The 22,644-nt window shown below is 54.7% G+C and carries 22 protein-coding genes; 8 read left to right on the top strand and 14 right to left on the bottom strand.

Annotation, left to right across the window (positions count from 1 at the left end; genetic code table 11):
- The 6 genes from arnC to arnF are packed head-to-tail and all read left to right on the top strand — an operon-like array spanning nucleotide 1 to nucleotide 6,232.
- Nucleotides 1-984, top strand: coding sequence for an undecaprenyl-phosphate 4-deoxy-4-formamido-L-arabinose transferase (arnC, locus tag SK32_RS01585; RefSeq protein WP_048211089.1), 984 nt, complete (start codon nucleotides 1-3; stop codon nucleotides 982-984).
- Nucleotides 981-2,963 carry a bifunctional UDP-4-amino-4-deoxy-L-arabinose formyltransferase/UDP-glucuronic acid oxidase ArnA gene (gene arnA, locus SK32_RS01580; RefSeq protein WP_048211088.1) on the top strand — a complete coding sequence of 661 codons (1,983 nt, stop codon included), beginning with the start codon at nucleotides 981-983 and terminating at the stop codon, nucleotides 2,961-2,963. Before arnC ends, arnA begins: the two co-directional genes overlap by 4 nt.
- Nucleotides 2,960-3,862: a 4-deoxy-4-formamido-L-arabinose-phosphoundecaprenol deformylase gene (gene arnD, locus SK32_RS01575; RefSeq protein WP_048211087.1), complete on the top strand. Its 903-nt coding sequence runs from the start codon at nucleotides 2,960-2,962 to the stop codon at nucleotides 3,860-3,862. Before arnA ends, arnD begins: the two co-directional genes overlap by 4 nt.
- Nucleotides 3,859-5,514 carry a lipid IV(A) 4-amino-4-deoxy-L-arabinosyltransferase gene (arnT, locus tag SK32_RS01570; protein WP_048211086.1) on the top strand — a complete coding sequence of 552 codons (1,656 nt, stop codon included), beginning with the start codon at nucleotides 3,859-3,861 and terminating at the stop codon, nucleotides 5,512-5,514. Before arnD ends, arnT begins: the two co-directional genes overlap by 4 nt.
- Nucleotides 5,511-5,846 carry a 4-amino-4-deoxy-L-arabinose-phosphoundecaprenol flippase subunit ArnE gene (arnE, locus tag SK32_RS01565; protein ID WP_048211085.1) on the top strand — a complete coding sequence of 112 codons (336 nt, stop codon included), beginning with the start codon at nucleotides 5,511-5,513 and terminating at the stop codon, nucleotides 5,844-5,846. Before arnT ends, arnE begins: the two co-directional genes overlap by 4 nt.
- Nucleotides 5,846-6,232 carry a 4-amino-4-deoxy-L-arabinose-phosphoundecaprenol flippase subunit ArnF gene (arnF, locus tag SK32_RS01560; protein WP_048211084.1) on the top strand — a complete coding sequence of 129 codons (387 nt, stop codon included), beginning with the start codon at nucleotides 5,846-5,848 and terminating at the stop codon, nucleotides 6,230-6,232. The genes arnE and arnF overlap by 1 nt, the downstream gene beginning before the upstream one ends.
- Before the next feature lie 2 nt (nucleotides 6,233-6,234).
- Here arnF and pmrD read toward each other — a convergent pair whose 3' ends face one another.
- The 9 genes from pmrD to SK32_RS01515 form a co-directional block, all read right to left on the bottom strand.
- The gene (pmrD, locus tag SK32_RS01555) at nucleotides 6,235-6,498 is read right to left on the bottom strand and encodes a signal transduction protein PmrD (protein WP_048211083.1); all 264 of its coding nucleotides are present in this window, start codon (nucleotides 6,496-6,498) and stop codon (nucleotides 6,235-6,237) included.
- Between the two features lie 106 nt (nucleotides 6,499-6,604).
- Nucleotides 6,605-8,035 (bottom strand): o-succinylbenzoate--CoA ligase, encoded by a 1,431-nt coding sequence (gene menE, locus SK32_RS01550; RefSeq protein WP_048211082.1) that lies wholly within the window; start codon nucleotides 8,033-8,035, stop codon nucleotides 6,605-6,607.
- Nucleotides 8,032-8,994, bottom strand: a complete 963-nt coding sequence (gene menC, locus SK32_RS01545; RefSeq protein WP_048211081.1) for an o-succinylbenzoate synthase — start codon at nucleotides 8,992-8,994, stop codon at nucleotides 8,032-8,034. Before menC ends, menE begins: the two co-directional genes overlap by 4 nt.
- The gene (gene menB, locus SK32_RS01540) at nucleotides 8,994-9,851 is read right to left on the bottom strand and encodes a 1,4-dihydroxy-2-naphthoyl-CoA synthase (protein ID WP_048211080.1); all 858 of its coding nucleotides are present in this window, start codon (nucleotides 9,849-9,851) and stop codon (nucleotides 8,994-8,996) included. The genes menC and menB overlap by 1 nt, the downstream gene beginning before the upstream one ends.
- 14 nt (nucleotides 9,852-9,865) lie before the next feature.
- Nucleotides 9,866-10,624, bottom strand: a complete 759-nt coding sequence (gene menH / locus SK32_RS01535) for a 2-succinyl-6-hydroxy-2,4-cyclohexadiene-1-carboxylate synthase (protein ID WP_048211079.1) — start codon at nucleotides 10,622-10,624, stop codon at nucleotides 9,866-9,868.
- A complete protein-coding gene (gene menD / locus SK32_RS01530; RefSeq protein ID WP_048211078.1) occupies nucleotides 10,621-12,291 on the bottom strand; it encodes a 2-succinyl-5-enolpyruvyl-6-hydroxy-3-cyclohexene-1-carboxylic-acid synthase in 1,671 nt (556 codons plus the stop codon). Before menD ends, menH begins: the two co-directional genes overlap by 4 nt.
- An 87-nt stretch (nucleotides 12,292-12,378) precedes the next feature.
- A complete protein-coding gene (gene menF, locus SK32_RS01525) occupies nucleotides 12,379-13,677 on the bottom strand; it encodes an isochorismate synthase MenF (protein WP_048211077.1) in 1,299 nt (432 codons plus the stop codon).
- A 94-nt stretch (nucleotides 13,678-13,771) separates the two neighbouring features.
- The gene (gene elaB / locus SK32_RS01520) at nucleotides 13,772-14,077 is read right to left on the bottom strand and encodes a stress response protein ElaB (protein ID WP_048211076.1); all 306 of its coding nucleotides are present in this window, start codon (nucleotides 14,075-14,077) and stop codon (nucleotides 13,772-13,774) included.
- A gap of 53 nt (nucleotides 14,078-14,130) precedes the next feature.
- On the bottom strand, nucleotides 14,131-14,592 hold the full coding sequence (locus SK32_RS01515; RefSeq protein WP_048211075.1) for a GNAT family N-acetyltransferase: 462 nt from the start codon (nucleotides 14,590-14,592) through the stop codon (nucleotides 14,131-14,133).
- Nucleotides 14,593-14,659: 67 nt separating this feature from the next.
- On the opposite strand from SK32_RS01515, the gene rbn reads away from it, so the two are divergent.
- Nucleotides 14,660-15,577: a ribonuclease BN gene (gene rbn / locus SK32_RS01510; RefSeq protein ID WP_048211074.1), complete on the top strand. Its 918-nt coding sequence runs from the start codon at nucleotides 14,660-14,662 to the stop codon at nucleotides 15,575-15,577.
- A 64-nt stretch (nucleotides 15,578-15,641) separates the two neighbouring features.
- A complete protein-coding gene (locus SK32_RS01505) occupies nucleotides 15,642-16,646 on the top strand; it encodes a chemotaxis protein (RefSeq protein ID WP_048211073.1) in 1,005 nt (334 codons plus the stop codon).
- Between the two features lie 58 nt (nucleotides 16,647-16,704).
- Here the strand turns inward: SK32_RS01505 and nuoN are convergent, their stop codons facing one another.
- The 5 genes from nuoN to nuoJ form a co-directional block, all read right to left on the bottom strand.
- Entirely contained in the window at nucleotides 16,705-18,162 is a 1,458-nt protein-coding gene (gene nuoN, locus SK32_RS01500) for an NADH-quinone oxidoreductase subunit NuoN (protein ID WP_048211072.1), read from the bottom strand.
- A 6-nt stretch (nucleotides 18,163-18,168) separates the two neighbouring features.
- Nucleotides 18,169-19,698, bottom strand: a complete 1,530-nt coding sequence (nuoM, locus tag SK32_RS01495; RefSeq protein ID WP_003027692.1) for an NADH-quinone oxidoreductase subunit M — start codon at nucleotides 19,696-19,698, stop codon at nucleotides 18,169-18,171.
- 251 nt (nucleotides 19,699-19,949) lie between these two features.
- A complete protein-coding gene (gene nuoL, locus SK32_RS01490; protein ID WP_048211071.1) occupies nucleotides 19,950-21,791 on the bottom strand; it encodes an NADH-quinone oxidoreductase subunit L in 1,842 nt (613 codons plus the stop codon).
- A complete protein-coding gene (gene nuoK, locus SK32_RS01485) occupies nucleotides 21,788-22,090 on the bottom strand; it encodes an NADH-quinone oxidoreductase subunit NuoK (RefSeq protein WP_000612644.1) in 303 nt (100 codons plus the stop codon). The genes nuoL and nuoK overlap by 4 nt, the downstream gene beginning before the upstream one ends.
- Nucleotides 22,087-22,641, bottom strand: a complete 555-nt coding sequence (nuoJ, locus tag SK32_RS01480) for an NADH-quinone oxidoreductase subunit J (protein ID WP_003028059.1) — start codon at nucleotides 22,639-22,641, stop codon at nucleotides 22,087-22,089. The genes nuoK and nuoJ overlap by 4 nt, the downstream gene beginning before the upstream one ends.
- Nucleotides 22,642-22,644 lie beyond the last annotated feature (3 nt).

The following is a 22,644-nucleotide window of genomic DNA, read 5'->3' as shown; positions in this document are numbered from 1 at the left end:
ATGTTTGAAGCCACACCGATTAGTAAAGTCTCGGTGGTCATTCCCGTTTTTAACGAACAGGAAAGCCTGCCAGAATTAATCAGGCGCACCAGCGCCGCCTGCGAAAAACTGGATACTGCATATGAAATCCTGCTCATTGACGACGGTAGCAGTGACAATTCGGCTCAACTGATGATGGACGCCTCCCAGGCACCGAACAGCCATATTGTCTCTATTCTGTTGAATCGAAACTATGGGCAACACTCGGCGATTATGGCCGGTTTCAGCCACGTCACGGGCGACCTGATCATCACGTTAGATGCTGATTTACAAAACCCGCCAGAGGAGATCCCGCGGCTGGTTGCCACGGCAAAAGAAGGCTTCGATGTCGTCGGAACGGTGCGTCAGAACCGCCAGGACAGCCGCTTTCGTAAGACCGCCTCACGGATGATCAACCATCTGATTCAGCGCACGACCGGTAAAGCCATGGGCGATTATGGCTGCATGCTGCGCGCCTATCGCCGTCACATCGTCGATGCCATGTTGCATTGCCAGGAGCGTAGCACCTTTATTCCGATCCTGGCTAACATCTTTGCCCGCCGCGCCACGGAAATCCCGGTACACCATGCCGAACGTGAATTTGGCGACTCTAAGTACAGTTTCATGCGTCTGATAAACCTGATGTATGACCTGGTAACCTGCCTGACCACCACGCCATTGCGTATGTTGAGCCTGCTGGGCAGCATCATTGCCGCCACAGGCTTTACCCTGTCGGTTCTGCTTGTTGTTCTTCGCCTGACGCTCGGCCCGCAGTGGGCGGCAGAAGGTGTGTTTATGCTGTTTGCCGTGCTGTTTACCTTTATCGGCGCGCAATTCATTGGCATGGGATTACTCGGCGAATATATCGGTCGCATCTATAACGATGTCCGCGCACGCCCTCGCTATTTTGTTCAACACGTTATCCGTCCACAAACCACGCAGTCAACTGAGGAAAACCGCGCATGAAAGCCGTCGTATTTGCCTATCACGATATGGGATGTCAGGGGGTTCAGGCCCTGTTGGATGCAGGTTATGACATCGCTGCTATTTTTACGCACGCCGATAACCCAGGTGAAAAAGCGTTTTTTGGCTCAGTTTCCCGCCTCGCTGCCAGCGCAGGTATTCCGGTGTACGCTCCGGACGAGGTCAATCATCCGCTGTGGATCGAGCGGATCGCCCAGCTCGCCCCCGATGTGATCTTCTCATTCTACTATCGCCATTTACTCAGCGATGAGATCCTGCGTCTTGCACCAGCGGGGGCCTTTAATCTGCACGGCTCATTGCTGCCCAAATATCGTGGCCGTGCACCGCTGAACTGGGTATTAGTCAATGGCGAAACCGAAACAGGCGTGACGCTGCACCGCATGGTCAAGCGCGCAGATGCCGGTGCCATCGTCGCCCAACAACGCATTACCATTTCCCCCGATGACGTAGCGTTAACCCTGCATCATAAATTATGCCAGTCTGCCCGCGAGGTACTGGCACAGGCGCTGCCAGCCATCAAAGCCGGTGATTTTCAGGAGTACCCACAACAGGAAGCCGACGCCACCTGTTTTGGTCGCCGCACGCCGGAAGACAGTTTCATCGACTGGAACAAACCCTGCGCACAACTGCATAACATGGTTCGCGCCGTGTCCGATCCATGGCCAGGTGCATTTAGCTATGCCGGTACGCAAAAATTCACCATCTGGTCATCGCGCCAGAGTGCAAATACATCTGCAGCGCTGCCGGGAACGGTTATCTCCGTATCGCCATTGCTGATTGCCTGTGCCGATGGCGCACTCGAAATCATTACCGGGCAAGCGGGTGATGGCATTACCATGCAGGGCTCACAGCTGGCACAAGTTTTGGGTCTGGTTGCCGGTTCTCGCCTCAACAGCCAGCCCGTTTCCGCCAGCAAACGTCGTACCCGCGTGTTGATCCTTGGCGTTAACGGTTTTATTGGCAACCACCTGACCGAACGCCTGCTACGCGAAGATAACTACGAAATCTACGGGCTTGATATTGGCAGCGATGCGATTGAGCGTTTTCTGCAACACCCACGATTCCATTTTGTGGAAGGTGATATCAGCATTCACTCCGAATGGATTGAATATCATGTGAAAAAATGCGACGTCGTGCTGCCACTGGTCGCCATTGCCACACCGATTGAATATACCCGCAACCCGCTGCGCGTCTTCGAACTCGATTTTGAAGAAAACCTGAAAATTATTCGTTACTGTGTCAAGTACCGCAAACGCATCATTTTCCCGTCAACATCTGAAGTCTACGGTATGTGTACCGATAAAGACTTCGATGAAGACAGCTCCAACCTGATCGTCGGCCCGGTTAATAAACCGCGCTGGATCTACTCGGTCTCTAAACAACTGCTGGATCGCGTTATTTGGGCATACGGTGAAAAAGAAGGGCTACGTTTCACCTTATTCCGTCCATTTAACTGGATGGGACCGCGTCTGGATAGCCTGAACGCCGCACGTATCGGCAGCTCACGCGCCATTACCCAACTGATCCTGAATCTGGTGGAAGGCTCCCCCATCAAGCTGATTGAAGGCGGCAAGCAGAAGCGTTGCTTTACCGACATTCGTGACGGTATCGAAGCCCTGTTCCGTATCATTGAAAACGACGGCGGGCGCTGTGATGGCGAGATCATCAATATCGGTAACCCGGATAACGAAGCAAGTATTCAGGAACTGGCTGAAATGCTCCTTTCCTGCTTCGAAAAACATCCGTTGCGCCAACACTTTCCGCCGTTTGCTGGTTTCCGCGACGTTGAGAGTAGCAGCTACTATGGTAAAGGCTACCAGGACGTTGAGCACCGCAAACCCAGTATTCGTAACGCCAAACGTTGCCTGAACTGGGAACCAACAATCGATATGCAAGAAACGGTTGAAGAGACGCTGGACTTCTTCTTACGCAGTGTGGACATCACGGAACACACATCATGACCAAAGTGGGCTTGCGCATAGATGTCGATACATTCAGGGGGACACGCGAAGGCGTGCCCCGCCTGCTGGAGACATTGAACCGGCATAACGTTCGGGCTAGTTTCTTTTTTAGCGTCGGGCCCGACAACATGGGACGCCATCTCTGGCGTCTGGTGAAGCCGCAATTTTTGTGGAAGATGCTGCGCTCAAACGCAGCCTCACTCTACGGGTGGGACATTTTACTGGCCGGCACCGCCTGGCCTGGAAAAGAAATTGGCCTGGCTAATGCGGCCATCATTTCGCAAGCTGCCCGGTATCACGAAACAGGCTTACACGCCTGGGATCATCATGCCTGGCAATCACGAAGTGGCAACTGGAACGATAAACAGCTGATTGATGATATTTCGCGGGGCATTAATGCACTCGAAACAATCATCGGCCAAACCGTTACCTGCTCTGCCGTCGCTGGCTGGCGTGCCGACTCGCGCGTCGTCGAGGCGAAAGAAACATTCCATCTGCGCTATAACAGCGATTGCAGGGGGACATCGTTATTCCGTCCTGTACTTGAAACGGGAGAAATAGGGACACCACAAATTCCGGTCACGCTACCGACATGGGATGAAGTAGTTGGTCAGGAGGTGCAGGCAGCGGACTTCAACGACTATATTCTCTCCCGCATTCAGAGGGACAAAGGCACCCCGGTCTACACGATTCACGCAGAGGTGGAAGGCATTGCTTTTCAGCAGCAATTTGACGATCTGCTCATTCGTGCCGCCGACGCCGGGATTACGTTTTGTCCACTGGGCGAACTGTTACCAGACGATATCAGTACACTGCCAACGGGCCAGATCGTTCGTGGCAAAATACCCGGCAGAGAGGGATGGCTCGGCTGCCAGCAACCCGCGAGTGTGACATCATGAAATCCGCACGTTACGCCCTGGCATTTGTCGCATTTATTGCACTGTATTTTATTTTACCCATCAATAGCCGCCTGCTCTGGCAGCCCGACGAAACGCGCTATGCTGAAATCAGCCGGGAAATGCTGACGTCTGGCGACTGGATCGTCCCACATTTTTTAGGACTACGCTATTTTGAAAAACCTATCGCGGGATACTGGTTAAACAGTATCGGGCAATGGTTATTTGGCGCAAACAACTTTGGCGTCAGAGCGGGGGCTATTTTTGCAACCCTACTGACTGCACTCCTGGTCGCCTGGCTGGCAATGCGGCTATGGCGTGATAAACGTACGGCCCTACTCTCTGCCGTCATCTTTCTAACGTTTTTCTCTGTTTACAGTATCGGAACCTATGCGGTACTTGATCCCATTATCGCGCTGTGGCTGATGGCAGGTATGTGCTGTTTTTGGGAGGGAATGCAAGCCACCACCAGAACACGTAAAATTGTCGCCTTTTTGCTGTTAGGATTTACCTGCGGCATGGGCGTGATGACCAAAGGCTTTCTCGCGCTCGCTGTCCCTGTCCTCAGCGTGTTGCCATGGGTTTTCGTGCAAAAGCGCTGGAAAGAGATCTTTATTTACGGCCTGCTGTCGATTATCAGCTGTATTGCCATTGTCCTGCCGTGGGGACTGGCGATTGCGCAACGCGAACCCGACTTCTGGCACTACTTTTTCTGGATTGAGCATATTCAGCGTTTTGCGCAGGATGATGCCCAGCATAAAGCGCCATTCTGGTACTACATACCGGTTTTCGTGGCGGGTGCCTTACCCTGGCTCGGGCTACTACCGGGCGCATTGCGAACCGGCTGGCATGAACGGGATGTACCACGTAGCGCCTTATACCTGCTGAGCTGGATTATTATGCCGATCCTGTTTTTCAGTATCGCCAAAGGGAAGTTGCCAACCTATATTCTTTCCTGCTTCGCACCGCTGGCAATCCTTACCGCGCGGTTTGGCTTGCAGGCTGCTGAAAAAGGTTCTGCAGCCCTGCGCGTCAACGGTTGGATCAACATTCTGTTCGGTGTTATTGGTATTGTCGCCACATTTATCGTGTCCACGCTCGGACCGTTGAAGACACCGGTCTGGTCGCATATCGAAACGTATAAAGTGTTTTGCTCATGGGGTATCTTTATCACCTGGACGCTATTTGGCTGGTATACGCTTAACAACAGTGAAAAAAACTGGAAATTAGCAGCGCTCTGCACGCTGGGACTGGCGCTGTTGTTCGGCTTCTCAGTACCTGACCGGGTAATGGAATCCAAACAGCCACAGTTTTTTGTCGAGATGACCAAAGAGTCGATGGAGTCGAGCCGTTATATTTTCACCGACAGTGTTGGCGTTGCCGCTGGCCTGGCCTGGAGCCTGAAACGCGATGACATCAACATGTACGGGCAAACAGGTGAGTTAAAATACGGCCTTAATTATCCGGATGCCCAGGGACGCTTCGTCAGCCGGGATGACTTTGCCGGCTGGTTGGCGCAACATCGTCAGGAAGGGATCATTACGCTTGTGCTGTCAATTTCGAAGGATGAGGATATTAATCAGCTTGCCATTCCTCCCGCTGACTATATCGACAATCAGGGGCGCCTGGTCTTGATTCAGTACAGGCCTAAATGATCTGGCTAACCTTAGTCTTTGCCAGCCTGCTCAGCGTCTGTGGGCAATTGTGCCAGAAGCAGGCCACCCGCCCGGTACCCGCCCACGCGCGAACACGCTATATCGCGCAGTGGATTGGTCTGGCGCTGGCCTGTCTGGGACTGGCCATGCTGCTCTGGCTGGCAGTATTGCAGAATATTCCCGTCGGTATCGCCTACCCAATGCTAAGCCTGAACTTTGTATGGGTCACGCTGGCGGCATGGAAAATCTGGCGTGAACCTGTCACAACGCGTCACTGGTTGGGGGTTGGGCTACTCATCACCGGCATCTTTATTCTTGGGAGCGCGGTGTAATGGGCATTTTTTGGGGGCTGTGTAGCGTGATTATTACGTCGGTTGCTCAGCTAAGTCTGGGTTACGCGATGGATAATCTGCCGCCCATGCTGCAACCGCTGGCGTTTATCTCCGCCGTTTTTGCAACCAGCAGCAGCGCATTCGCCTTATATGGCGGGCTGGTAGGTTATTTACTGTCAGTGATGTGCTGGCATAAAGCCCTGCATCAACTCGCGCTGAGCAAAGCCTATGCCTTGCTCAGCCTCAGCTATGTGCTGGTGTGGATCGCATCAATGATTTTACCGGGCTGGCAAGGAACCTTTTCAGTAAAAGCCCTGGTGGGTGTGCTGTGTATTATGGCGGGATTAATGACCATATTCTTACCTGCCCGCCAACACACGCCCTGAGATCATTTATCGTCAGACAGTTGTCGCAGACGCTCCCATTCTTCGGCGAGATACTGTCTGGCATCAATGATTTTAATCACTCGCGATGCGTCACGGTTAATACAATACTGGGCATCTTTTAACGGTGACAGGAGATCGCCTGCTTTTACACGCTCGCTGGCTTGCGCTTCAGCCAACATTTTCAACGAACCACCGCTATCACAAAGTACAATATAGAGCCTCCCTGCTTTTTGGTTACAGCAAGACTTCTTCACATGCCATTCCATAGCGCACCTTTTGCTAATGATTTTCACACCAGGTTACACTTTAGCAGATAAACCAAAGGACAATGGCCAGGGAATGGCAATTATGCGAGATAAATTTAATGTTTTCTTAAGCTTTACCGCGGGTACGGACCCACTCCAGCAACGCCCGGCGAGAAACCTTAATACCACCGCTTTTTAGTTCTGCGGGTAAGGTTAGCCAACGAACGGGTTGCTGGAAACGTGCCAGCTTATCTTTCACCCATTCTGCCAGATCAAGTCTTCCGGCTTCAGTATCGTACTCCACAACCGCAACGGGGCGGTGGCCAAACTCTTCATCTTCTATTGGAACAATAAAAGCTTGCAGAACATGGGGATGCGATACAATAACGCGCTCCACCTCTTCCGGTTGGATCCCTTCTCCACCGCTAAAGAACAGATTGTCCATACGCCCGACTATGGTTAGCTTGCCATCCTTTAACACGCCGCGATCGCGGGTGGCAAACCAGCCTTGCGCATTAACCAGTGGATAAAGCAGTCCGTTGCGCCAGTACCCTTGCGCCATGCTGGCGGCACGAAGCCAGACTTCATCATCAACAATCCTGACTTCTCTGCCTGGTAGTGCAGAGCCGACATCCGCCTTACCATCGGCCTCTTTCGCACACACCGTGGAGGCAAATTCCGTTAACCCGTAACCGCACCAGCAGCGAATACCCTGCTCACGCGCTTGTTCAGTCAATTCAACAGGAATCGCTGCACCGCCCAGCAACACGGCCTTTAGCGATACCGGTGTGTGATTGACCAACAGTCGCCAAAGCTGCGTGGGAACCAGCGAAGCATGGGTACAACCCGCCAGCATCTGCTCTAACGGCTGCTTATCGCGCACGGTCATACGCGCGCCGGCGAACAACCATCGCCACAAAATGCCCTGCCCGGAAACATGAAACAGCGGCAATGAGAGCAGCCAGTCATCGTCTTCGCCAAATGGCATCAGTGACAGCACACCCTGCGCACTCGCCAAATGCGCCTGACAGGTATGTACCGCTGCTTTAGGCAGTCCGGTTGAGCCGGAAGTTAACGTCATTGTGCTCAAGCGCTGAGGCAACCAGACGGCAGCATGCTCGCCAGACTGTTCCAGCATCCGCAGCGGTGCCAACCCCGGGAGCGGACTTTCGCCTTCCAGATCCAGCGCAAAACGCAGCGTTAACTCCGGGACCAGCGCATCAAGCAGCGACTGAGGCAACTGTGGGTTCACAGGTAAAACCCGCGCCCCACACTGCAACAGTGCCAGCCATGCCAGCAGCGGACGGGGATGATTCCAGGCGCGGAGCAATATGCCATCGCCCTCTCCCACCCCTTGAGCCGCAAAGCCGCTTGCCAGACGATCGACTCGCGTACAGAGATCGCCCCAGCGTAACACCTCATCGTTGAGGCGTAAGGCTGGCGCGTCAGTACGAGCCTGTCGCCAGTGACGCCACGGCCAGTCGGTAAAATCAGGCGTATCGGACAACCGTTCCAGGCCCGATGCGCTTGCGCCATCGGGCATTTCCCGCTGGGTCATAGCAATCGTTCCAGCGCATCAATCTCAATGCACGGCAACGTACTGCCAGGCCACGCGCGTACCTGCTGGCACTGCATCAGGCTGAGCGTATCCAGACCTGGGATAGTCTGTGGCGTCAACCAGGCAGCAATGCGCGCCAGCTGGGTTAAGCCCAGGCTCGATTCGATAGAGGAGCTGATCACGGCGGTGAGACCTATCGCGTGTGCGGCGGCAACCTGCTCACGCACCTTGTCGAGGCTACCCGTCAGCGTAGGCTTGATGACGACTGCCTTCACGCCCTCTTCGGCTTCGAAGGTGAAATCCGCTTCACGCAGACTTTCATCCCAGGCAATGGCAATCCCTGTTTCACGCGAGAACGCGCGGGAATCATCACGGGTTTTACACGGCTCTTCGAGGAAGGCAATGCGCCCGCGATACTCAGGATTGACATATTTCGCAAACTGCTGGGCTTTCAGCGGCGTCCAGGCACGATTGGCATCAAGCCGCAGGTGCAGTTCCGGGATCGCCTCCAGCAACAGGTTGACGACCATACCGTCGCGAACAGCTTCATACAGACCGACTTTGACCTTCGCAACTTTCTCACCCGGCATGTCCGCCAGTTGCAGCACCAGATCATCAGGATCGCCCGTACACAGCGGCGCAGCACGGTAGTCCGCCGCCTCTGGCAGAGTGCCTGCCAGTTCGGCCAGCGCGCAGCTTGCGCCAAAGGCGACCGAAGGCATTTGCGGTAAGGAAGCATCGCCCTGTAGCCAACCCTTCACCCAGGCCAGCAGCTCAGTTTGCGCCTCTTCCCAGCTTTCCTGACTGAAGCCCGGCAGGGGGGAGCTCTCTCCCCACCCTTCGCGCTCGCCGTCACGAAGACAAACGTACAGCCCGTCACGCGTTTTTAACCGCCTGTCGCGCAGAATCACCCCCGCGTCCATGGGGATCTGCCAACGGTATACCTGCGCGCTACGCATTACGGATTCCGTTTGAATTTGCTGAAGTCAGGCTGGCGTTTCTGGTTAAAGGCGTTACGGCCTTCCTGACCTTCTTCCGTCATGTAGAACAGCATCGTGGCGTTACCCGCCAGCTCCTGCAGACCCGCCTGACCATCGCAGTCGGCGTTCAGCGCAGCTTTCAGGCAGCGCAGCGCCATTGGGCTGTTTTGCAGCATTTCGCGGCACCAGCGTACGGTCTCTTTTTCCAGATCGACCAGCGGAACCACGGTGTTTACCAGGCCCATATCCAGCGCTTGTTTTGCATCGTACTGACGGCACAGGAACCAGATTTCACGTGCTTTTTTCTGACCGACGATGCGCGCCATGTAGGACGCGCCCCACCCGCCGTCGAAGGAACCGACTTTCGGCCCGGTCTGACCAAAGATGGCGTTTTCAGCCGCAATGGTCAGGTCACACATCATGTGCAGCACATGACCACCGCCGATGGAATACCCTGCCACCATCGCGACAACCGGTTTCGGGCAGGTACGAATCTGGCGCTGAAAGTCCAGTACGTTCAGATGATGCACGCCGGAGTCATCCTGGTATCCGCCGTAGTCGCCACGTACTTTCTGATCGCCACCCGCACAGAACGCTTTGTCGCCCGCACCGGTCAGAATAATCACGCCGATATTGTCATCATAGCGGGCATCCGCCAGCGCCTGGATCATCTCTTTCACAGTGACCGGACGGAAGGCATTGCGTACCTGTGGACGATTAATGGTGATTTTTGCGATACCGTCGGTGGATTTCTCGTAGAGAATATCGGTGTAGCCTTCAGAGCAATCGTTCCATTCTACCGGTGCGTAAAGCATTGTTTCATCAGGATAGATCATAAAATGTCCTATAGTCAGCGACGCAGAATCTGAGCCAGACAGTCCACCACGCCAGCGGGGTTTTCCCGATGCGCGTTGTGTCCGGCATTACGAATCACATGGTTTGGTACTGACATTTCCATCGCCAGAGCGCGGAATTTATCGTCACGTTCACCACATAAATAATAAAACGGAAATGTGCGCGTAGTGAGTTGCGCACGTAAATCAGGTTGTACGGCAAGCGAGGTGGCCTCCAGCATTGCCGCCAGCGTTTGCCCGTTATTCTGGCTACGCATCCCGACCAGCGCCTCTCTTTGCGCGACATTCAGTGAGGAAAAGACCGGCTGTTGATACCAGTCATTAAACACCTCGCGCAGCGGCTCAGTACGAAAACGCGCGGCCCAGCGGCCATCCGAGAGACGACGCTGGGTGCGTTCATTTTCACTTTGCAGCCCTGGATGCCCACCTTCAACCACCAGACCACACAGTCCGGGCAACGCCTGACAGGCCGCCATCATCGCGACTCTGCCGCCAAGGGAATATCCCACCAGCCAGTAGTTAAGTATGTTGTAACTAAGCAGCGTATTACGCAACAAATCGCTGACGTCATCGAATCCGCTCACGCTGATGTCAGCAGAACCGCCGTGGCCAGGCAGGTCGATATACAACCGCGAAAACTCCGGGAATGCTTCACCGACCGCCTGCCATTCCCGGCAATCACCGGAAAATCCGTGCAGGAAAACCAGCCAGGGGAAATCCACCTGACCCGTGTTCGCCTGCGCGTGCAGGATCATAGATGACTTACCTGCGCCAGCAATTGCTGCAGGGTTTGCGCCCCGTCAGTTTCATTCACTACCAGCTCAATCACCGTTGCCACCGGAGTACGCCAGGCATTCGTCAGCGCGCTCTCCAGTTGCGCCCAGTTCTCCGGGCGGTGATATTTGAGGTCAAACATGGCGGCAGCATGCTCAAAATGGACGTTCTGCGGCATCAGGTAAAACCGTTCACGTTCGCTTGCTGGCGTCGGCAGCAGGGAAAAAATTTGTCCACCGTTATTATTGACCACGATCAGGACAAACGGCGCGGAAACCTGACGCAATAACGCCAGCGCATTCAGGTCATACAATGCAGATAAATCGCCGACGATAGCCAGCGTCGATTTTGCGCTGGCGCGCTGTACGCCAGCTGCGGTTGACAGCAGGCCGTCAATGCCGCTCGCGCCACGATTGCTATAGACCGGGTAACCAGCCGGAAGCTGCGACAACGCATCAATCAGGCGCACCACCAGGCTGTTGCCCACAAACAGCTGTCCCTGCTCTGGCAGATACTCGTGAATACGGTGTGCCAGCTGTGCTTCGCCAAACGTATCACGGCGGGCTTCTACCGCCTGCCATGCCTGTTTCGCCAGCCGCGGGATCTCCACACACCAGGGCTGGCGTTTCTCCGCCGGATGCAGCTCCAGCCAGTCGCCAACCTTCGCGACCAGCCTGCGTCCACGATGGTGAGCCGGATCGAGGCGGCCTTCGATATTATCAACGATCCAGTATTCCTGCGGATCGCAGCTGGCCTGCCATTGCAGGAGTCGTTTTCCGGTCAGGCTGCTGCCAAGCTGCACCACAATCTGCGCCTGCTGTAACTCTGCCACCGCTTTCGAATTCCCGAGCCACAAATCGGCACACGGCAACGGTTGTCCGGTTTGCGACAGAACATCGCCAATCAACGGCCAACCTAACGTCTGCGCCCAGAGCGCAACTTTCTTGCCCTCTTCAGCGCTCATGCGCCCGGCAAGTACCACGCCACGTTTTTGCCGCCAGAAAAACCAGTCACGCTGTTTGTCGCTTTCCAGCCGACGCGCTTCACGCAGCCAGGGCTTGTCATCCTGCCACCAGTCACCAAGACGCTGCTGCCAGGCAACCCCTGTTTCATCCATGTCACCATACAGCGGTTCCGCAAATGGGCAATTGATATGCACCGCCCCGCTATGTAGCGCGGCTAAGGCGTTATCGATGGTAGACACCAGCCAGCTTGCGGGAATGTCCTGCGTCGGACGCGGTAAAGAGAGCGTTTGCGACGGATGCGAGGCAAACATACCGGCCTGACGAATCGCCTGGTTAGCGCCACAATCGATAAGCTCAGGCGGTCGGTCAGCCGTGAGTAAAATCAGTTTTTCACCGGTCAGGCCCGCTTCAATCAACGCGGGATACAAATTCGCCACCGCTGTACCGGACGTCACAATCACGGCAACAGGTTGCCTGCTGACTTTTGCCAGACCTAAGGCCAGATGCCCAAGCCCACGCTCATCAAAATGAGTATGGTGGATAAAAGCGGGGTTTTCCGCTGCCGCTAAAGTCAACGGCGTCGAACGAGAGCCAGGGGCAATACAGACATGCCTGACGCCGTGGCGAGTGAGAGCTTCCAGAATGACCGCCGCCCAGCGTCGGTTAAATGCGCTTACTGACATGAGATTGTCCGGTATCAATATTGCGACACAGTATAAAGAATCGAATAAATGGATTTTTGATATGAATCGGGAATATACACGAAATCATTATCCTTCCATCTGTAATAAAGTACGTAACCCTGCCGCTTTATTATCTATTTCTTGCCATTCTTGCTCAGGATCGGAACCGCGCACGATCCCCGCCCCGGCATACAGACGTACGACATTTGCGCTAATTTTTGCTGAACGTAATGACACGCAAAACTCGCTCTGACGCAGTGAAAGATAACCCGCAGAACCGGCATACCACTCGCGTTCAAAGGGTTCATTATGTTGGATAAATTCGCGCGCCAGCTCGCGTGGAATACCCGCTACGGCCGCAGTAGGCTGTAGCTGTACCAGACAGAGCGTATCATCCGCCTGATTGAGCGCAGTCCAGATACAGCGGCGCAGATGCTGTACTTTGCGCAGCCTGAGTACCTGCGGCGGCAGGACATCGAGGGTTTGCGTACAGTTCTGCAGCCGTTGACAAATATCTTCCACTACCAACATGTTCTCACGCTGATTTTTATCGTCCTTCATCAGCCATTCACCCAACTGCCAGGCGCGATGATCGTCAGGGTGATTGGCAACGGTTCCGGCCAGCGCCTCAGTGCGCAGTGCCGTGTCACGCCGCCGATACAGACGTTCAGGGGAAGAGCCAAGAAAAGCAGATTCGGCGGAAAACGCCATATAGAAGTGGTAACAGTTGAGATTTAAACGACGGCTGGAGGCCATAACCGCCGCGGCATTAACTGGCTGAGAAAACTGTAAATCGGTCGCCCGCGCCAGCACCACTTTGTCGAGTTCTTCCCCGGCAATAGTTTGGGTGGCAAGCTCAATAAGGCGCGTCCAGCCTGCTTTATCTGGCCAGTGTTGTTCACCGGTTAAATTCAGGCGCAGTGCGGGAAGCGGTTTTACCTGCGCAAGCGCTGAAATAAACGCAGCGGCCTGCGCGGCATCTTCACGCAACGACACGTCGCTATACAGGTGTAGTCGTAAGGTCGCAACCCCGGCACAGCGTCGCCATTCCAGTCGCGGCAGCAATAAATTACCGCGCTGCGGCTCAAACGCATTCAGGCCCCAGACGCGCAGTTCGGGGTAATTATCATGTTGGCGTAAAAACCGTTGGGCAGAGTCCAGTGAGGAGAATGTCGCAACTGCGCCCAGCACTGCCGCTTCTTCATCACCGTTACGTTGCTGCCAGTAAAACTGAGGCCAGACGGGCTGGCTGGCCAGCCATCCTAAAGCGTCAAACGCATCATTCAGAGGGAAAGGTATATCGCAAATACGAATTCCAGGTGCGGCTGGTATCTCTTGCGACAAATGACGCATCAGACTTTCCAGCGCAGTAGTGATTGAATGCACGCGGACCTCTCCCTGTTAAAAACCTCACATTATACGGGGTACTGAGCAGAAAAAGCAGTACCCCCGTATAGGGAGTGCGATGACAGCGCTGTATTTATCGCCGTGCCAGCAATAATCCCATCACTAAACCGACTGTCGCCCCCACGCCGATCCCACGCCAGGGTTTTTCGTGTACATAGTCATCTGCCCGACAAACAGCCTGCTTTGCACGATAATAGTAACTGTCAGAGGCGTGACTAACGCGATTTCTCACCTCTTCTAACGCCAGCTCAGCCCGCGCTTTCAACTCAAGGTATTTTTGGTCGGCAGGATCGCCGGAAGAACGTAGCACTTCTTCCAGCGTTTCGCTCAACAATTCCAAATCGTCATCAATACGTGATTCGTAAGAATGAAAAGACATTGTATTCTCCCTTTCTATTGACGTACCCGCTAACTATAGACGACAGGGGCTGTTTACGCTTGATGCCCCTCACGCGCCATGCCGATGTGTGGAATCCCGTCTTCGTCATAGACTTCCGTGACTGGAACAAACCCAAATCTCGCATAAAACGATTGCAGATGTGCCTGAGCCCCCAGGTATAACGCCTTATGCGGCCAATGCTGCGCACAGGATGCCAGTGTTTGCGTCATTAACTGCTGCCCCAGTTTTTCACCGCGCAGCGCTTCGCTGACAATCACCCGGCCAATTACTACCGGCTCCAGATCATCGTCACTTTTCAGAATCCTCGCATACGCCACCAGTTCATCGTTATGCCATCCCAGAATGTGACGGTTTTCGCCGACTAAGTCGTCGCCATCCACGTCCTGATACGGACATTGTTGCTCAACAACGAATACCGAACAGCGAAGCTGAAGAATGGCATACAGCTCCTGAACACTCAGCTTTGCATGATGGAGATCTTGCCAGTGGATCATTGTCTGCCCCTTTGTTGTGATAACCTGAACACCCTGCCTCATTGATGGCGAAAAGTGTAACGTAAAGATGGAATTACTATTTTTAGGTACGTCAGCGGGAGTTCCCACACGCTCTCGCAATGTAACGGCAATATTACTGAATCTGCAACACCCGACTCAGGCAGGTTTGTGGCTTTTTGATTGCGGCGAAGGGACGCAGCATCAAATGCTTAGCACGCCATTTAATCCGGGAAAACTCGATCGTATTTTTATCAGCCATTTACACGGCGACCACCTGTTTGGTTTACCGGGGCTACTGTGCAGTCGTTCAATGGCCGGGAACGTCCAGCCGCTAACGCTCTACGGACCCAAGGGGTTGCGAGAGTTTACCGAAACCGCGTTACGTCTGAGCGGCTCCTGGACCGATTACCCGCTGGATATTGTAGAAATTACCGCCGGTGAGGTTGTGGATGACGGCCTGCGCAAAGTGACTGCGTTTCGACTGGAACATCCACTGGAGTGCTACGGTTTTCGTGTTGAAGAACACGACAAACCCGGCGCGCTTAATGCCAGCGCCCTGAAGGCGGCAGGCGTTAAAGCGGGCCCGTGGTTTCAGGATTTGAAAGCCGGGAAAACCATCGTACTGGAAGACGGTCGCGCGATTAACGGTGCCGATTTCCTCTCCCCGGCAACCCGAGGGAAATCCGTGGCTATTTTCGGCGATACCGGACCTTGCGCATCTGCCATTGAACTGGCAAAAGGGGTGGACGTGATGGTACATGAAACCACGCTGGACGCCTCAATGGAGGAAAAAGCCAACAGCCGCGGGCATAGCTCCACCCGGCAGGCCGCACAGCTGGCACGGGACGCCGGTGTGGGCAGACTCATCATGACCCACGTCAGCTCACGCTACGATGCAAAAGGCTGCCAGCGGTTACTTGAAGAGTGCAGAGCGATTTTTCCAGACACGGAACTGGCTCACGATTTCGCCATTTTCACCGTTTAGTGCTCCATTTTTCCGCCTCAGTGCCGATAACAGTGGAAAGGCTGGCTTTCACACTGAGGACAGGATGAACAATTTCCAGAAAGATATTGATGACAGGACAAACCTAACCCTGTCTAACCGTTTTGAACTGCTGCTGTTTCGCCTTGGCAAATCCGTTGAGGAGCAGAAATCAGAGCTGTTTGGCATCAACGTATTCAAACTGCGTGAAATCGTACCGATGCCGACCTTTACACGCCCTGCCGGCATGAAGGCTCCGTTGTTAGGCATGGTGAATATCCGGGACCAGGTGATCCCGGTGATCGACCTGCCTGCTGTCGCCGGGTGTAAACCTGAAACCGGGCTTAATATCCTGTTGATCACAGAGTACGCCCGCAGCGTACAGGCCTTTGCGGTGGAGTCAGTAGAGAACATTATGCGTCTCGACTGGCAACAGGTGCACACTGCTGAGAAAGCCGTTAATGGTCGCTACATCACCAGTATTGCTTGTCTGGACGACGACAAAGAAACCAACAATTTGGCGCTGGTGCTTGATGTCGAACAGATCCTGTATGACATTGTGCCGTCCAACCACGATTTACGTGCAACCGACCTGAAAACCAGCAAATTCACTATCACGCCGGGTGCGGTGGCCATTGTTGCGGAAGACTCCAAAGTTGCCAGGGCGATGCTGGAGAAAGGACTGAACGCGATGGAAATTCCGCATCTGATGCATGTCACCGGCAAAGATGCGTGGGAAAAAATTCAGCAGCTATCTGAAGAAGCGCAAGCGGAAGGTAAGCCAATCAGCGAGAAGATTGCCCTGGTGCTTACCGATCTGGAAATGCCGGAGATGGATGGTTTTACGCTGACCCGTAAGATAAAAACCGACGAACGTCTGAAGAAGATCCCGGTCGTCATCCACTCTTCACTTTCCGGTAGCGCCAACGAAGATCACGTCCGCCGGGTTAAGGCCGATGGCTACGTGGCAAAATTCGAGGTCAACGAATTATCTTCTGTGATTCAGGAAGTGATGGAGCGCGCAGCAAAAGATGTTAGTGGTCCTTTGGTGAGCCGTCAGCTTTCCGCCTGATAGCCTTGCCCCCATAAAAAAACCCGCCGAGGCGGGTTTTTTTATTCCAACGTGTCGCTTACATCAGCGGCGCCGCCAGTTGCACGATACTGATCAGCGGTTGCGGGTAGATACCCAGCACCAGCACCAGCAGTGCAGAGATCAGCACTACGATACCGCCCGCGCTGTACTGCCAGTTAGACGGCGCATCACGGTTCAGTTGCTGCGGTGCGCTCAGATACAGGCTCACAGCAACGCGCAGGTAGTAGTACAAACCAATCGCCGAACCGACCACCACGGCAGCAACCAGCCACCACAGGTTAGCCTGCACACCGACAGCCAGTACGTAGAATTTACCGATAAAGCCCAGCGTCATCGGGATACCCGCCAGAGACAGCATCATCACCGTCATCACTGCCGCGAGGATCGGACGATGCCAGAACAGGCCGCGATAGGAGAACAGAGAATCCGCATCCGGACCACGGTACGGGCTGGACATCAGGCTGACCACACCGAACGCGCCAAGGCTGCTGAACAGATAACCAGCCAGATAAACGCCAACGGCTTCCATCGACATCTCGCCGCTCTGCAGGGCAATCAGCGCCACCAGCAGATAACCGAGGTGAGAGATGGAAGAGTAACCGAGCAGACGTTTGATATTGGTCTGACTCAGCGCCATCAGGTTACCAAAGATGATGGAAGCAAAGGCAATCACGCCCAGCACGATACGTACCGCTTCGCTGTCGCCAACCGGCGCGTACAGGAACAGACGCATCACCACGCCGAAGATAGCGATTTTGCTCGCCGTCGCCAGGAAGGTGGAAACCGGAGCCGGAGCACCCTGGTAGACGTCTGGCGTCCACAGGTGGAACGGAACCAGCGAGAGTTTGAAGCCGAGGCCAACAATCATCAGACCGAAGCCCGCCAGCAGCAGCGGTTCGCTCAGCATGCCGTCGCCGAGGCTCTTACCGAGCGCGACAAACGACAGATTCCCAGACTGCGCGTACACCAGCGCCATACCGAACAGCAGGAAGGAAGACGCTGCGGCAGACAGAATGGTGTATTTGATACTGGCTTCCAGCGAACGTTTCTGACGGAACGCATAGCCGACCAGGCCAAACAGCGGCAGAGAGATAAGCTCAATACCAAGGAACAGCGCCGCCAGATGGTTAGCGTTAGCCAGCAGAATACCGCCGAGCGCAGCAATCAGCACCAGCAGGTAGAACTCTTCCCGGTTGTCGTCGTAGCCTTCCAGCCACGGGTAAGCGAAGGTACAGGTGGCAAGACTCGCCAGCAGCACCAGCCCGGTGTAGAGCATGGCGAAACCGTCAACCCGCATCAGCGGGGTGACGTCCATGGCGCCCGCCTGGCCAACAAACCAGAGCGAAACCAGCGCGGCGTTAAGCCCAATGACTGACAACGTGGCATTGAGGAAGTGATTGCGTCGCCACGCAATGGAGAGCATCACAACCACCACCGTCAAGCCGACGATCAGCAGCGGTAGCAGCGCAATCAGGTGTTGTGGAGTTATTGTCATGGCGATTTACGGCCTTGTAGTAGTAACGGAATTAACAAACCACTGCTGGATGTTGCTCATCGCAGAATGCGAGGTATCCAGAATCGGCTGCGGATAGAAGCCAAGCAGTACCAGAAGCACGACCAGCAACAGGATGATAAACAGCTCACGCAGCGACATCCCTGGCAGTTCAACACTGGCAATCTGGCTTTTCGCCTTACCGAAGTAAGCGCGATGCAGCATCGCCAGCGAGTAAACAGAGGCAAACACCAGACCAAAGGTTGAGATCACGGTAATGACCGGAACCACCTGATAGCTGCCGAACAGAATCATGAATTCGCCAACGAAGTTACCGGTACCCGGCATACCCAGCGTACACACTGCAAAGAACATTGACAGCGCAGGCAACCATTTCATTTTGCCCCACAGGCCGCCCATCATACGCATATCACGCGTGTGCAGACGTTCGTACAGCTGACCACACAGGATGAACAGACCGGCAGCGGACAGACCGTGCGCAATCATCTGGATAACCGCACCCTGGTACGCCAGTTGGCTGCCGGTGTAGATAGCAATCAGCACGAAGCCCATGTGCGATACAGAGGTGTAGGCAATCAGACGTTTGATATCGTACTGATTAAAGGCCATCCACGCGCCGTAAAAGATGCCGATTACGCCAAGCCACATAGCGATAGGTGCAAACTCCGCCGACGCGTTCGGGAACAGCGGCAGGGAGAAACGCAGCAGACCGTAGGCCGCGGTTTTCAGCAGAATCCCCGCCAGGTCAACGGAACCTGCGGTCGGTGCCTGGGAGTGCGCATCCGGCAACCAGCCGTGCAGCGGAACCACCGGCATTTTCACCGCAAACGCGATGAAGAAGCCCAGCATCAGCAGATATTCCACGCCGTGGGACATCGGGGTATTCAGCAGTTCTTCATAGTTGAAGGTCCACACGCCGGTCGCTTTGTAGTGCACAAACACCAGCGCCAGGATGGCAATCAACATCACCAGACCGCTTGCCTGGGTATAGATGAAGAACTTGGTGGCCGCCGTGATACGCGTTTTACCGTCAGAGGCTTTATGCCCCCACAACGCGATCAGGAAGTACATCGGCACCAACATCATTTCCCAGAAGAAGAAGAACAGGAACATGTCGATGGCAAGGAATACGCCGATTACGCCGCCTAAGATCCACATCAGGTTCAGGTGGAAGAAGCCCTGGTATTTTTCGATTTCATTCCAGGAGCACAGTACCGCCAGAACACCGAGCAGACCGGTTAGCACCACCATCAGCAGCGACAAACCGTCGATGGCTAAATGAATAGAGATGCCAAAACGTGGGATCCACGGCAGGACAAACTCAGACTGCCACTGCGGAATGCCAGCGGATTGCGTCAGTGAATAGCCGCCCTGCAACCACAGTTGCAAGCCAAGCGCCAGCGTCAGTCCCATGGTAATCAGCGCTATCCAGCGCGGCACCTTCACGCCAAAGCGTTCGGTCTGCCAGCACAGGAAGCCACCGATAAAGGGGATTAATATCAACCAGGGTAATAACATAGCTAAGTATGTCCCTTATATTTACTCCTGCTCAGGCTATCTCACTCATCAGCCCAAATCCCGGCAGTGCTCGCAATCCTCACGTACTTCAGTACGCTCCGGTTGCTCTGCGCTGGCGGTATTCGGTCTGACTTCGCCGATGACGCCTGTACTTCAGGAACAGATTTTCAACGAATTCTAAAAATTATTTTTGGGTTTGTAGGCCGGATAAGCGCAGCGCCATCCGGCAGTCGTTCATCCAGCCAACAAACTCAACGCAGTACCATCAACAGTGCCAGCACAACAACGGCGCCGATGCTCATTGATGCCACATACCAGCGCAGATAGCCGTTCTCGCTTAACAGCAGGCCTTTACCTGCAAAGCGAGACAGGATCGCCGGAATGTTCATCATTGCGTTCAGCGGATCGCGTTTCAGCAGCCATGCAACACCGAGGAACGGCTTGACGAACACTTTGTCATACAGCCAGTCGAAGCCCCAGGCGTTATACCACCAGGTACCCAGCAAACGGCCTGGCGCACTGTTGGCAATCGATGTCACAAGCTGGCGTTTACCCAGCCACAGCCATGCAGCGATCAGGATGCCCGCAATCGCGACGATACCGGAAGTAATTTCCAGCGTCATGACGCGACCATGCTCAAGCTCGGTCGTCGCAGGCAGTACGCCATGCAGCGGCGGCACAATCAGCGCGCCAACAAAGGTGGACAGGATCATCAGCACAATCAGCGGCAGATGATGGGTAATCCCCTTCCCGGCGTGAGCGTGAATTTGTTCTTTACCGTGGAACACGATGAAAATCATGCGGAAGGTATACAGCGAGGTCATGAACGCACCGACCAGACCTGCAACCATCAGATTAATATGACCATTCGCCATTGCACCGGCCAGAATCTCATCCTTACTGAAGAAGCCAGCGGTAATCAGCGGCAGAGCCGACAGCGCCGCGCCACCGATCAGGAAGCAGAGATACACCAGCGGAATTGACTTACGCAGGCCGCCCATCTTGAAGATGTTCTGTTCGTGGTGGCAAGCCAGGATAACCGAGCCGGATGCCAGGAACAGCAGCGCTTTAAAGAAGGCGTGCGTCATCAGGTGGAAAATCGCCGCATCCCACGCCTGAACGCCAAGCGCCAGGAACATGTAGCCAATCTGGCTCATCGTGGAGTAAGCGAGAACGCGTTTGATGTCGGTCTGTACCAGCGCAGCAAAACCCGCCAGCACCAGAGTGATGGCACCGATAATCCCCACCAGGTGCAGGATTTCCGGGGTCATCAGGAACAGGCCGTGCGTACGTGCAATCAGGTAGACACCGGCGGTAACCATCGTCGCGGCGTGGATCAACGCGGAGACAGGCGTCGGGCCGGCCATCGCATCAGCAAGCCAGGTCTGCAACGGCAGCTGTGCAGATTTACCGACCGCACCGCCCAGCAGCATCAGGGTTGCCCACATCAGCATGTTGTTACCGTCTGCAAAGTGCGCAGGCGCCAGTTCCACCATTTCGCGGAAGTTCAGCGTGCCCAGCTCGTTGTAGAGGATGAACAGCGCGAACGCCAGGAATACGTCACCAACACGGGTTACCACGAAGGCTTTCATTGCCGCAGCGCCATTCTTCGGATCGGTGTAGTAGAAACCAATCAGCAGATAGGAGCACAGGCCCACGCCTTCCCAGCCGAGGTACATCAGCAGCAGGTTATCCGCCAGCACCAGAACCACCATGCTGGCGATAAACAGGTTGGTGTAGGCGAAGAAACGAGAATAGCCCTCTTCTCCGCGCATATACCAGGAGGCGAACATGTGGATCAGGAAACCGACGCCGGTCACCACGGAGAGCATGGTCAGCGACAGGCCGTCCAGCACCAGGTTAAAACCGATGTTGAAGTCGCCAACTGACATCCAGGTCCACAGCGGCTGGCTGTAAGCCTGCTGGCCATTGGCAAAAAAATCAACGCCAACAAACGCAGTCACCAGCGCGGCCAGGCCAATCGACCCGACACCCACGGTCGCGGACAGATTTTCTGACCAACGACCACGAGAAAACGCCAGTAATACAAAGCCAATAAATGGCAGAATAATGGTTAAGGCAAGCATGTTCATCCACGCATCTCACTTACTGAATCGATGTTCAGGTTCTGGCGACGGCGATGAAGTTGCAGCAGCAGCGCAAGTCCAATGCTCGCTTCCGCAGCCGCAAGGCTGATGGCGAGAATGTACATCACCTGACCATCGGTCTGGCCCCAGTAGCTTCCGGCGACCACAAAGGCCAGCGCAGAGGCGTTAATCATGATTTCCAGCCCGATCAGCATAAACAGCAGATTGCGGCGGATAACCAGACCGGTCAAACCCAGGACGAATAAAATCGCAGCGAGGATCAGTCCATGTTGTAAGGGGATCATGCGTGCTCCTCCGTTTTTCTTTTCGCGCGGTCATCGGTGCGATTGCTCAGCACCTCACCTGAACGCTCTTCGCGCCCCACGTGGAAGGCCACAACCAGACCCGCCAGCAGCAGCATCGAAGCCAGTTCGACCGCCAGTACATACGGTCCGAACAGGGAAATACCGACTGCTTTCGCGCTGATTGGTGTCCCGTCGATGCCCTGATCGTTAACGCCCAGAATGGCGTAAACAATAACCACCAGCATGATGGCCGACAGAATCGCCGGTCCAATCCACACCTGAGGTTTCAGCCACTGGCGTTCCTGTTCAATTTCAGAACCACCGAGGTTGAGCATCATTACCACGAATACGAACAGCACCATGATGGCGCCCGCGTAGACGATAATTTCCAGCGCACCCGCGAAGTAAGCGCCTAACGAGAAGAACACCCCGGAAATCGCCAGCAGCGAAATAATCAGATACAGCAGTGCGTGTACCGGATTGGTGTGGGTGATCACCCGCAAGGTTGCGAGAATGGCTATCAGGCCACAGATATAAAAAGCGAACTCCATTGC

The sequence above is a fragment of the Citrobacter sp. MGH100 genome, from assembly GCF_001034465.1.
GTDB lineage: Bacteria > Pseudomonadota > Gammaproteobacteria > Enterobacterales > Enterobacteriaceae > Citrobacter > Citrobacter youngae.
The sequence above is the reverse complement of the archived record's forward strand: the minus strand, read 5'-3'. Positions and strand labels throughout refer to the sequence as shown.